General features: G+C 40.1%; 12 protein-coding genes. 9 read left to right on the top strand and 3 right to left on the bottom strand.

From position 1 onward, the window contains the following. Positions 1 to 420: 420 nt before the first annotated feature. From KO530_RS02450 to KO530_RS02410, 9 genes are all read left to right on the top strand, one after another. Positions 421 to 1,209 carry a DUF4097 family beta strand repeat-containing protein gene (locus KO530_RS02450; protein ID WP_216046811.1) on the top strand — a complete coding sequence of 263 codons (789 nt, stop codon included), beginning with the start codon at positions 421 to 423 and terminating at the stop codon, positions 1,207 to 1,209. A 751-nt stretch (positions 1,210 to 1,960) separates the two neighbouring features. Next, positions 1,961 to 3,268, top strand: coding sequence for a hypothetical protein (locus tag KO530_RS02445; protein WP_216046814.1), 1,308 nt, complete (start codon positions 1,961 to 1,963; stop codon positions 3,266 to 3,268). Positions 3,269 to 3,347: 79 nt separating this feature from the next. Then, on the top strand, positions 3,348 to 4,655 hold the full coding sequence (locus tag KO530_RS02440; protein WP_216046810.1) for an ABC transporter substrate-binding protein: 1,308 nt from the start codon (positions 3,348 to 3,350) through the stop codon (positions 4,653 to 4,655). A gap of 67 nt (positions 4,656 to 4,722) precedes the next feature. Next, positions 4,723 to 5,595 carry a carbohydrate ABC transporter permease gene (locus KO530_RS02435; protein WP_216046809.1) on the top strand — a complete coding sequence of 291 codons (873 nt, stop codon included), beginning with the start codon at positions 4,723 to 4,725 and terminating at the stop codon, positions 5,593 to 5,595. Between the two features lie 3 nt (positions 5,596 to 5,598). Continuing rightward, entirely contained in the window at positions 5,599 to 6,429 is an 831-nt protein-coding gene (locus KO530_RS02430; RefSeq protein WP_216046808.1) for a carbohydrate ABC transporter permease, read from the top strand. Positions 6,430 to 6,440: 11 nt separating this feature from the next. Further along, a complete protein-coding gene (locus KO530_RS02425) occupies positions 6,441 to 7,478 on the top strand; it encodes an ABC transporter ATP-binding protein (protein ID WP_216046807.1) in 1,038 nt (345 codons plus the stop codon). Positions 7,479 to 7,540: 62 nt separating this feature from the next. Beyond that, complete coding sequence (locus KO530_RS02420) at positions 7,541 to 9,004, top strand: mannitol dehydrogenase family protein (protein WP_216046806.1); 1,464 nt, start codon at positions 7,541 to 7,543, stop codon at positions 9,002 to 9,004. A gap of 26 nt (positions 9,005 to 9,030) precedes the next feature. Beyond that, positions 9,031 to 9,744, top strand: coding sequence for an HAD family hydrolase (locus tag KO530_RS02415; RefSeq protein WP_216046805.1), 714 nt, complete (start codon positions 9,031 to 9,033; stop codon positions 9,742 to 9,744). Positions 9,745 to 9,746: 2 nt separating this feature from the next. Further along, positions 9,747 to 10,700: a sugar-binding transcriptional regulator gene (locus KO530_RS02410; protein ID WP_216046804.1), complete on the top strand. Its 954-nt coding sequence runs from the start codon at positions 9,747 to 9,749 to the stop codon at positions 10,698 to 10,700. Between the two features lie 63 nt (positions 10,701 to 10,763). On the opposite strand, the gene KO530_RS02405 is transcribed toward KO530_RS02410, so the two are convergent. From KO530_RS02405 to mioC, 3 genes are read right to left on the bottom strand one after another with little or no spacing between them, the layout of a single operon-like run. After that, positions 10,764 to 11,582, bottom strand: a complete 819-nt coding sequence (locus KO530_RS02405) for an ATP-binding protein (RefSeq protein WP_216046803.1) — start codon at positions 11,580 to 11,582, stop codon at positions 10,764 to 10,766. A 36-nt stretch (positions 11,583 to 11,618) separates the two neighbouring features. Beyond that, a complete protein-coding gene (locus KO530_RS02400) occupies positions 11,619 to 12,260 on the bottom strand; it encodes a DnaT-like ssDNA-binding domain-containing protein (protein WP_216046802.1) in 642 nt (213 codons plus the stop codon). Positions 12,261 to 12,270: 10 nt separating this feature from the next. Continuing rightward, positions 12,271 to 12,705 (bottom strand): FMN-binding protein MioC, encoded by a 435-nt coding sequence (gene mioC / locus KO530_RS02395; RefSeq protein WP_216046801.1) that lies wholly within the window; start codon positions 12,703 to 12,705, stop codon positions 12,271 to 12,273. Positions 12,706 to 12,709: the final 4 nt, after the last annotated feature.

Genomic DNA, 12,709 nt, shown 5'->3' with positions numbered 1-12,709 from the left:
TTACTGTGGGGATTCTTCAGACTAAAGCCCCTACTATAGGTTGAGGTAATTTAGGATTTGTAGCATGGGATTTATCCCATGGAATCTTTTATCTATGTTTACAGGGGCTAAAGCCGCTGCTACAGGTTGAGGTAATTTTGGGTTTGTAGCATGGGATTTATCCCATGGATTATTTTATCTATGTTTACAGGGGCTAAAGCCCCTGCTACAGGTTGAGGTAATTTTGGATTTGTAGCATGGGATTTATCCCATGGAATCTTTTATCTATGTTTTCAGGGACTAAAGCCGCTGCTACAGGTTGAGGTAATTTTGGATTTGTAGCATGGGATTTATCCCATGGAATCTTTTATTAAATGCATTTAAACCTTTTGATTGGTTGTTGCGACTTAGTTACATACCACAGCCAAACAAGAGAACCTTATGTTTAAATCGAATCAATCTAAAATATTGTCTTTGTTATCACTCGCCGTTTTACTGGTGAGTTTTAATCTGTCTGCAAGAACTATTAATCAAAGTATTGATGCCCAAAGTGGTGGAACCTTATTTATACGTACTGACGTGGGCCGTTTAATTATCGATACCCATAATCAAGATACCGTGCTTTTGGAAGTGGATATTGACGGTGACGATGCCAATGATTTAAAGGTTACCCAAGAAGCGAAAGGCAATACCGTAAATATTATTGGTAAAATGAATAAGCTTAAAAAGTGGGGGTGGAACAGAGATATTCGAGCTGAATTTAGAATTACTGTGCCTAAAAACTTTGATTTGGAATTACATACCTCTGGTGGCTCAATTGATATTGATGATCTAGTGGGAGATATTGATGCTCACACTTCAGGTGGCCATATTAATGTTGGAAATATTACAGGTGATGTTGTTTTAAAAACATCCGGTGGCGCTATTAAGAGCAAAGAGATACACGGTGCAATTGACGCCCACACCTCGGGTGGCAGCATTCGTGTGACTATGACTAAGCAACCGAGTGAAGATGCGGAGCTTTCAACCTCAGGTGGATCTGTTACTGCTTATTTACTCGATACTATCGCGATTGATATAGATGCTTCCACCAGCGGTGGCAAAGTCCGTTCTGAATTTGATGTGGATGGTCGAGTTAAAAAGCATTCTATTCGCGGTGAAATTAATGGCGGAGGTCCAACGTTGGAGTTGCATTCCAGTGGCGGCAGTATATCCATCAAAAAATTGTAATTGGGAATTTATCTTCTTGATTCTTCCATCTATGTTCACAGAGACTAAAGCCCCTGCTATAGGTTGAGGTTATTTTGGATTTGTAGCATGGGATTTATCCCATGGAATATTTTATCTAAGTTTTCAGGGACTAAAGTCCCTGCTACAGGTTTGGATTATTTCGTTTTTTACCGTTGAAAAAACGCCTCAAAATTTGGGTTAATTTATTAACCTTCTACTTATTTTATCTATTTTAAACTTTCGTTTATTCTCAAAAACTCTTCATTTTGTTATCAATCCAGTAAATTTCTTTAACAATTGTTCAATTAATTATTTAACTTCATCGCAACCACTAATTTAAAAGTATTATTATATAAAACAAGTAGTTAAATTATTTTAAAAGACAATAAAATGGTTTGTGAAATTAACCAATGAAAAATAATTGTTAATTAAAGGTTGACTAAATTACCCTTTTTAAAGAATATGCTCAAACGGTGAGCATATGACCATATATCTTCATTGGCTCATTTATGTTTTTTATTGCCCATCAGTTTTGGCGAGGATTGAATGCTATTTTGGGAACAAAAACATTCAAAAATTTAATTATTAAAAACCAATCAGTAACTAAATTAGAGAGTTCACAATGTTTAAAAAAATTCATAAAACATCAGTTTTGTCGGCCAGCACAAAGGAAATTAATTTGTCCGATTCAAAAATCAACGGAACTGACGGCTTTCTCGAATCTAATTCTCGACCACTAGCATTTGGCAAGATGAGCCTGCTTGCAGCAGCTATAATGACCGCTTCTATCCCTGCTCATGTAAATGCAGCTGAATTCCTTGATGGCTTAGCTGAGGTAAATTTCTTAGCCATGCAAAATTATCAAGCTATTCAAGCCAAAGAAGGTGCATTTCGCCCAGTAGATGAAGTGCAATCTTCTGGATTCGGTCGAATTAGAGTTAACTTGATGTTTAAATTCCATATCAACGAATACATTACTGCTGATGTTGATATTGCTGAAGAGCCTAATGATTTCGGTAATAATGGCGACAGAGATTTTTCTTTTCACCAAGATTATGCGGGTATTGAGTTTGAACTTCTTGGTCTTTCAGGCATGGCTCGCGAAAATGCCAATTTAACCCTTCGTTTAGGTAATATCGGTGGTTCTCCCTTCCAATTTAAAGGTTTCCAAGATGGTGCTGACAACCAAGGAAATGCGCTAATTGGAAACGGTATAACTGATTACGCTACTGCAGAAAACGGTGCGCAATTGAGCTATAGCGAGACTTTAGATAATGGCATTATCAAGGCGTATAACGTTACCGGTCATATTACAACGTCAAGTTTTGGCGAAGCTTTCCAAGAAGATAGAGGGTTCAATTACCGACTGCAAGGTACCTTAGAGTTTGCTGGTGGTTTTAAAGTTGGATTGAATTTTCTACAAGCTAATCAGGGAGATCAACTCCGTTTTGAAAATGGAATTGCTAGCCTTGATGGTTTAACCACTACTAACTACCGCTTTGGTGATGGTGAGAACTACAACTTCTCAGCTTCTCCTTCTAGCGAACGTGATACCCATGTTGGTGTAATGCCAGGTCTTGACCAGTCTATTATGCAATTAAATTTGGCGTATCAACCTACACCAGAAACTAGCTTGATTTTCATGATCGGTAAAGCTAAAGACGACTATACTTTTGCTGATGCGGCAGGAAATGCAGTCGCCGGCATTACTTATTTCGGTGTAGATGGTATTGCTGATCCCACCGGAACAACATTCGATTCAAATAGCGTAATTAAAGGTGAGTCATCTGTTAAATATTACACGTTTGAAGCACAGCATTACCTAATACCTAATAAATTCTACTTGGCTGCTCGTTATGCCGAAGCTGAAAATACTTCAGATCTTATTGAACAAACTGACAATACCGTTGAGCGTATTCAAGTAGCAGCTGGATACTGGTTCAACGATAGAACCCTATTAAAAGTTGAATATGTTGACCAAGACGAAGGTGCAAACTCAGGCGGTCAAATTGGTACTGGTTTCGACGGTTTCACATCTGAGATTTCAGTTAAGTTCTAAGTTATCTAGCGAAAATAAAAACGTCCCATTTAGCCTAGTTAAATGGGGCAAAAATGTTTGAAAATAAGGGGTACACCCGATGTTAAAAAAATTATCTATATTAGCTTCCGTCTGTATGACACTGAGCACAGTGGTAAGTGCTGAAACTATCACCATTGCTACTGTTAATAACGGTGACATGATTACGATGAAAGAGCTTAGTAGCGATTTCGAAAGTAAAAATCCAGGTATCAACCTAAAGTGGGTCACCTTAGAAGAGAATATTCTTCGCCAACGCGTGACAACAGATGTAGCCACAAGTGGTGGTCAATATGACGTGATGACTATTGGTACTTATGAAGTACCAATTTGGGGAAATCAAGGTTGGCTTAAAGAGTTAGATAACCTTGGTGATGATTACGATATTGAAGATCTTTTACCCGCTATCAGAAGTGGTTTATCGGTAGACGATAAATTATTTGCTGCGCCTTTTTATGGCGAAAGTTCAATGGTGATGTACCGAACTGATCTAATCAAAAAGGCCGGTCTTGAGATGCCTAAAAAGCCCACTTGGGAATTTATTCGCAAAGCTGCAAAGGCGATGACGGATAAAGAAGCGGGCGTATATGGTCTTTGTTTACGCGGTAAAGCAGGTTGGGGTGAGAACATTGCTTTGATTACAGCTATGTCCAACTCATTCGGCGCTCGTTGGTTCGATGAAAATTGGAAACCACAGTTTAATACTCAGGCTTGGCACGACACCTTGCAATATTATGTGGATGTGATGAATGAGTCTGGTCCTCCAGGATCATCAGCTAATGGATTTAACGAAAACTTAGCTTTATTTCAAACTGGGAAATGTGGAATTTGGATCGATGCCACTGTTGCTGGCGCTTTTGTTACCAACAAAACTGATTCTGAAGTAGCCGATAAAGTTGGTTTTGCTCTTGCTCCTGATATGGGCTTAGGCAAACGTGGAAATTGGTTATGGGCTTGGACTTTAGCAATCCCTTCAAGCAGTAAAAAATCTGATGCAGCAATGAAGTTTATTAGTTGGGCAACGTCTAAACAATATTCGGCGTTAGTTGCTGAGAAAAAAGGTTGGGCGAAAGTTCCTCCTGGTACTCGTGCTTCTTTGTACAACAATCCTCAATACATGAGTGAAGCTCCTTTTGCACAAATTACGTTAGATTCAATTCAATCTGCAGATCCTGTAAATCCGACGGTTGATCCTGTTCCTTACGTAGGCGTGCAATTTGTTGCTATTCCTGAATTTCAAGGTATTGGCACTGCTGTAGGACAACAATTTGCGGCAGCACTGACTGGCCAAATGACGGTAAAGCAAGCGTTAGCAAGTTCACAACGTTTGGTTGAACGTGCAATGCGCAAGGCGCGTTACCCTAAGTAGTTTTACTTAGTTTTGCGGGTAAGTGAACTACACTTACCCATACTTTCACTTGTAAGAGGTCTAGGTTATGGCAACAACACAATCTCGTACTTTGGCTAGAATAATGTTATTTCCATCAGTCATATTGTTGTTGGCGTGGATGATAGTGCCGCTGTGCATGACATTGTATTTCTCGTTTTTGGATTACAATCTTCTTATTCCAGGAAACAATGAATTTATTGGTTTCCTTAATTACGAATTTTTTCTAACAGATCCAGCATTTATAGAATCGTTTTTTAATACTCTTTGGTTAGTCGGCGGTGTGTTGTTGATTACCATCTGTGGCGGAATTGGCTTAGCCATATTGTTGGACCAAGCAATTTGGGGTCGCAACTATGTACGTATAATGGTTTTAGCACCGTTTTTCGTAATGCCTACCGTTTCCGCATTAGTCTGGAAAAATATGTTTATGAATCCGGTGAACGGATTATTCGCTCACTTTGCAAATTGGATAGGCGTAGCGCCTGTTGATTTTTTTGCGCAAATTCCTTTGCTGTCAATTATTCTCATCGTTTCTTGGCAGTGGTTACCCTTCGCAGCCCTCATTTTGTTGACGGCTATTCAGTCTTTAGATCGTGAGCAGTTGGAAGCGGCTGATTTAGACGGTGCGGGTCCTTTCAGTAAATTTTATTACATTGTTTTACCGCATTTATCACGGGCAATAACAGCCGTTATTTTGATAGAAACCATATTTTTACTGTCAATATTCGCTGAAATATTGGTGACCACCAGCGGTGGACCAGGATATGCCTCAACCAATATTACCTATTTGATTTATACCCAATCATTGCTTCAATTTGACGTTGGAGGAGGCTCCGCGGGAGGTATTGTTGCCGTTATTATCGCCAATATAGTCGCTATTTTTCTAATGCGCCTAATCGGCAAAAACTTGGAGGACTAAACAATGGCTATTAATAGTAGTAATAAATCAAAAGTAATTTATACCGTTTTAGCCTGGACCATAAGTGGAATGATATTTTTTCCGATTTTATGGACATTAATCACCAGCTTTAAAACTGAAGCAGAAGCGATTTCAGCCAGTCCAAGTTTGTTTATGTTTGATTGGACGCTCGAGAACTATTCTGACGTATTAGAACGTTCGCCTTACTTTGACCATTTCTGGAATTCTGTGGTGATTTCTGTGGGGTCTAGTTTGTTGGGATTGTTAATCGCTATCCCTGCAGCTTGGTCAATGGCGTTTGTGCAAAATAAGCGAACTAAAAACCTATTAATGTGGATGTTATCAACCAAGATGTTACCGCCAGTGGGTGTCTTAATTCCTATTTATTTGTTGTTCCGGGATTTTGCATTGCTCGATACTAAACTGGGTTTGGTGATTGTGATGACATTAATCAATTTGCCTATCATGGTATGGATGCTCTACACCTATTTTAGAGAAATTCCAAACGAGATCCTTGAAGCTTCGCGTATGGATGGTGCTGGAATTTTTGAAGAAATATTTCATGTGCTCTTGCCTATCGCGTTACCTGGTATTGCATCAACATTATTACTCAACGTTATTTTAGCCTGGAATGAGGCGTTTTGGACGCTCATATTAACAGCCGCCAATGCTGCACCTTTGACTGCTTTTATAGCCAGTTATTCTAGTCCAGAAGGATTATTTTACGCCAAGTTATCAGCTGCATCAGCGATGGCCATTGTACCCATTCTCATATTGGGTTGGTTTAGTCAGAAACAATTAGTGCGCGGATTGAGTTTCGGCGCGGTTAAATAGGAGATTTAGAAATGGGCAGCATTACCTTAAAACAAGTAACAAAAAGCTTCGGCGATGTAAATGTAATCAAGCCGTTAGACTTAGAAATTAAAGACGGTGAATTCATTGTGTTCGTTGGTCCATCTGGTTGTGGTAAATCAACGTTATTACGGATGATTGCAGGCTTAGAAGATACCACCAGTGGTAATATTGAAATAGATGGAAAAGACGCGACCAAAACACCACCAGCAAAACGCGGTTTAGCGATGGTGTTTCAATCATATGCGTTGTATCCGCATATGTCGGTTCGTAACAACATTGCCTTTCCATTAAAACGAGCAAAAGTAGATCCTGCTGAAATCGAAGAAAAAATCGCGTCAGCAGCAAAGATTCTTAATTTAGGGGATTACCTAGACCGTAAGCCAGGGCAACTGTCAGGTGGTCAACGCCAACGTGTGGCCATTGGTCGCGCTATTGTGCGTCAGCCTTCGGCGTTCTTGTTCGATGAACCTTTATCAAACTTAGATGCATCTTTAAGAGTTAACATGCGTCTTGAGATTTCTGAATTACACAAGAGCTTAGCAACAACAATGATCTATGTAACCCATGATCAGGTTGAGGCGATGACAATGGCTGACCGTATCGCGGTATTTAATGGCGGTGTAATTGAGCAAGTGGGTACGCCTATGGAGTTATATCAAAATCCAGTGAACCGTTTTGTTGCGGGCTTCATCGGCTCACCAAAAATGAACTTCATTGATGTAAAACCTGTTGAGGGTGATCCAACTAGAAGCATAGGTGTTCGTCCAGAGCATTTGAAAGTAACTCAAGAACAAGGTTTATGGAGCGGAAAAGTAGGGGTTATTGAACACCTCGGTTCAGAGACTTTCCTGCATGTTCACGTTGACGGCGTTGGTACATTGACCATTAAAGATGATGGAGATTGTCCATTAAAATATGGTGATCTTGTCAATCTCACCGCGTCACAAAATAAAATCATGCATTTTGATAAAGACGGTGTGACCTTAGCGTCCTTGTCTTGGGGCGATAATGCAGTAATCGCTAAATAATCTTTAGTGAGCTTAGGCGCCAAAGTCCGCTCCTAAGCTCGCATTTTAATGAGTAAATTTTTATGGCAATTCAACTGTGCTATCAATCACTTGAAGCATTACCAAATAATATAGGTAAACCCAACTATTCCAGGGATTCGTTGTCAGCAGGGATTGTACATATCGGAGTGGGTAATTTTCATCGTGCACATCAAGCTATGTATTTACACCAGCTGTTCAATTCTGGCGAAGCCTTAGATTGGGCTATTCGAGGTGCTGGTACTAAGTCTTTCGATGCGGTGATGCGCGATAAACTTCAACAGCAAGATTGGTTAACGACCGTTGTTGAATTAGATAGTAAAGGATTAACTGCGCAAGTTTGTGCATCAATGATAGATTTTATTGAAAATGATGCCGACAGCGTAATCCAAGCCTTGAGTCACAGTGAAATACGCATAGTGTCGTTAACGATTACTGAAGGCGGTTATTTCATGGATGACAAAACTGGTGGATTTAATCTCAGTGACCCTGAAATTCAGCAGGATATAACCAACTTCAGTGAACCCAAAACGGTGTTTGGCATAATCATTAAGGCGCTACAACATCGCCGTGATAATCATATTGCACCATTTACTGTTATGTCATGTGACAACATTCCTCACAATGGTTTGGTTACTAAACGTGTAATTTCGCAAATGGCCTGTGAAATCGATCAAGGATTGGCAGATTGGATTGCTGATAAGGTTTCATTTCCCAACTCAATGGTAGATTGCATTACTCCGGCTACGTCTAATTTGGAACGGGAAAAACTGACAGATTTGTTTGGAATCACTGATAATGCGCCGGTATTTTGCGAACCTTTCCGTCAGTGGGTAATGGAAGATGACTTTGTGAATGGTCGTCCGCCATTGGAAAAGGTAGGGGTCGAGTTTGTTGAGAATGTCGAACCTTTCGAATTAATGAAATTGCGAATCCTCAATGGTGGTCACGCCGCCATTGCTTACCCTGCAGCTCTTTTAGGTATTAATTTTGTGCATCAAGTGATGGCAAACCCGTTGATTGGACAATACCTTAAAAAATTAGTGAGTGAAGAAATCATTCCTACGCTAAACCCAGTACCTGGAGTCGATTTTAATCAGTATTTTTCACTCATCGAATCGCGCTTTTCGAATCCAGAGGTAAAGGATACGGTTCCTAGATTGTGTCAGGACGCTTCCAATCGATTACCAAAATTTATTTTACCCATTATTCAAGCCAACTTAAGTCAAGGAAATGACTGTAAGGGGTTAGCATTAGTGATTGCATTATGGTGTCGTTTATGTGCACAAGGAGGAGATCCAGATAGCCCTATAACGATTCAGGATCAACAAGCTAATAGACTGATAAACCAAGCAATATTAGCTAAGGATAATCCATCTATATTTTTGCAAATGCATGATATATTTGGGACACTTGGGAGCCAAGATACCTTTATTCGAGATTTTTCAAATTGGTTGAACATGCTCTGGGATGTCGGTACTTCTAATACCTTAAAACACTACTTGTAGTAATTTTCTTAACTGGTGACACTATCATGACGCAAACCCAAACTTCGCTTTCACCCTGTTCAATTGATTTGGTTATTTTCGATTGTGATGGGGTATTAATCGATAGTGAAATTCTGAGTAAGCGGGTGTTGCTTTCAATGCTTGAAGATCTGGGTGTCAGTATCTCTGATAGTTACTTCGACACTTATTTTCTCGGACAAAGCTTTAAATCTGTTACTGCTAGGGTGTTAACAGACTACTCTGTGACGTTAACTGAGCAGTTTCGAGAAAATTATTTAGCTGCATTGTTGCAGGTGTTTGCACAAGAATTGGTTTCTACCGATGGTTTAAAGGATATGCTTGCAGCATTGCAAACAAACAGTTGTGTTGCTACTAGTAGCAGCCCGCAAAGAGTTAAATTTGCTCTGCAAACTATCGGTTTAAGCGATTTTTTTAGCGATAGGGTTTTTACCTCCTCAGAGGTGAAAAATGGCAAACCTGCCCCTGATATATTTCTGCACGCAGCCTCTAGAGTCGGTGTAGAGCCAGAAAATTGTTTAGTGATTGAAGATTCACAAGCTGGTATTCAAGGGGCCCTAGCAGCCAATATGCAGGTCATTAAGTACGCTGGCGCAAGTCATCTGAAGCATAAAGGCATATTAGAAACGGATATAGCAAACAATGTGGCAACAATATTTGATTGGCAGCAGTTATTTGAACTGGTTCCCTCTCTCAATTCAAGCAAGCCAATAGCGAGGTAAAAGTGGTTAAGTTAACGAATGCCGAAATGCGTAAGCTAGATGAAGCAGCTAGAGCTGGTTGGTTGTATTATGTGGCCGGTAAAACCCAAGACGAAATTGCTAAAAAACTCAATGTATCCCGTCAATCAGCTCAACGTATGGTTGCTTTGTCGGTCAGTAAGGGCTTAATCAAGGTTAGGTTAGATCATCCCATTGCTAAGTGCATGGACTTGAGCGTTAAACTCAAAGATCGCTTTGGTTTAACCACCTGTGAAGTGGTGCCTAGCGATGATTCTGAATCAACTTTGGGACTCGCTCAAGCTGGTGCAGATGAAATTGAAAAGCACCTTAAATCGGCTGAACCCAAAGTGCTTGCCATGGGGACAGGTCGGGTTTTACGCGATTGTGTTGATGAGCTTTCCTCATTGGACTGTGAGCAACACAAAATAGTCGCTTTGTTGGGGAACATGACATTAGATGGTTCCGCATCTCCTTACGATGTAGTAGTGCGTATGGCAGAACATATTAAAGCCAAGCATTACCCAATGCCTTTACCTGTATTACCTCGCAGCAAAGAAGAAAAAGAACAATTGCATTCGCAATATAATATTGCCAGTAATTTAGCGTTAGCCGCTAATGCGGATGTTACCTTCGTAGGAATTGGAAATCTTGGTTTGCATTCCCCGTTGATGTTAGATGGATTTATTACTAAAGAAGAGCTGAAAGATTTGCAAAAAAACGGTGCAGTTGGAGAGATCATTAGTTGGGTCTTTGACCGTAATGGCAAACTATTAGACTGTGCTGTAAATGATCGTGTTGCCAGTACGCCTTTGGCTGTAAGTTCTGATAAACCTGTGATTGGTATAGCGGCAGGTCAAGAAAAGGTAGATGCTATTTTGGGCGCGCTTAGGTCTAAGATGATAAACGGATTGATCACCAACGAGTACACCGCTGAAAAAGTGCTGAGCCTCGACTAAATTTGAACCTCAGCGCAGTATTGGTAAAGGGGAGGTTGATGACCGAGCCTATGCAACAGCGGTTTATTTTACCTGATTAGGCTGATAACCGCTGCTAACGTTCATCGCTTCTGGGGCTTGAGGAATAATTTCTTTGCGGCGGCTAGGACCGGAAAATTTTACTTTGTAAGTATCGTATTCCTTAATTGACTCAAAGCAGTATTTACCCAACGCATTTTCTAATTCAGCTAAATTGTGATTGGTAATCAATATACAATTTTTGTTATTCACCAATCGTTGTCGCAGCAAGTTACCTAGCCAGCTTTGAGTATTCTTTTTAAGCATGGTTTCGTTAACGCATACTTCATCCAGGATTAATAAATCCACATCCAACAATTCTTTTTGTATTTCTCTAAATTGTTCGGCAACGTTATCTGTAGCATTGTAATCATATGAAAAGAAGCGCATCTCAAGCAGACTTGAAAGTTGTCTATACAATACTGATATTTCATATTGGTCGATTAGCTGGTGGGCAATCGCACCGGCAATATGCGACTTTCCGCGGCCATAATCACCATAAAAGATCATCATATGTGAGCCGCTTGAACGCCATATTGGATCATCGTGGGCAGCAATAAATGACTGAGCAATACTCACCGCTTCAATTACGTCATCGCTATCTTCTATCAGTGTTTGGAAGTTCCATTTTGGATTGAGATCTGAGCGACCGTGGATTTCTTGAATACGTCTTAGTTTGGCTTCTTGCTGCATTTTTTTGACGTCTTCGTTGGCTAAATGCTCGTATTGCGCTCGCACCTCTTTGTAGTCAGTATAGGTATCAGGAACATTGGTTTTACCCAAAGCTTTAGCTAATTGATCTAATTTTTGTTTGATACTGTCCACGTATTTTTGCTCTTTTATGGTTGTTTTTTTACTGTGCTATTTCTTACTATACTTAGCGACAAGTTGTTTAGCGTTATCATCAGCTTCAACACCTGCTTTAGGAGTAACCCACTGATTTCCCACTTTCTGAACATTTTTAACGCCACTTGCTAACCGTCTTTGCTTAATTTGAAAGACAAATTTCTGGGTCCATTGGTATTGACTAAATTGTAGTTCAGGTCGACCCATCCAATAGGCAATAAATTCACCCAGTTCATGTTGGCTGTAGTCTTTGTCAATAATCCCTACCAAAGAAGCTAAATCTTCAAAGGCAGTTTGATGTGGTTTCCATGTTGCCGTCATCCCACTCCATTGTAAATGAAGGCTAGGGTAGTCGTCTTGTTTAATATTCAGTAGTGGTAAACGGACCCGTTGTTGGTTGAAGCTTTTGTCTAAAGAGGCGTCAGATTCTATTTCTACCAGTTGTTGTTTAACGAGCTCTTTAATCAGCCCATTGATTTGTCTTCCCAAGGTAAATTCTTTGGTTTTACTATTTAACAGCGCAATTAACTGCTTGTAATTTAACGGTGCGGTTAGTCCTGTTTGTTCATCAGCAATAGGTCGTAGACCAAGCAAATACAGCACTCTAGCATCATTGCTAAGTTCTTGTGTGAGAGCGGCTTGTTCCGATGAATTCATAATCAGTAAGTTAGTTTTGTTGTAAGTAAGACGTTAGCCATTCAACGGCGGCTTCTTCAGGAATTGGGTGGTTTAGTACATCAATATGAAAAGCGGGGGATAGTAGTGTCGCCCCGGAATTGTGTAATAACTCCTGCATTGTTTTCGCACCATAACAATAGGTGTCGTAACTGCTATCACCTAAACCAACGACTAAAAATTGTACATTATCTAATGAGTGATTTTTAATTTGCTTGGCGAATGCTTGGATATTATCGGGTAATTCACCAGCCCCATGGGTACTGGTACAAATCAACCATTTGCCTTCGTTGGGTATCTCTTCAATATTAGGTTCTAAGTGAATGTTTGCACTGTGTCCATTGGCTTCCAATGTTTCTTGTAAGGCATCGGCAACATATTCGCTTGCCCCTAACATAGTGCCTACAATGATTTCATAATTTGCCATGTCG

Origin of the sequence: Aliiglaciecola lipolytica, assembly GCF_018860635.1 — a bacterium.
Taxonomy (GTDB): Bacteria; Pseudomonadota; Gammaproteobacteria; order Enterobacterales; family Alteromonadaceae; genus Aliiglaciecola; species Aliiglaciecola lipolytica_A.
The sequence above is the reverse complement of the archived record's forward strand: the minus strand, read 5'-3'. Positions and strand labels throughout refer to the sequence as shown.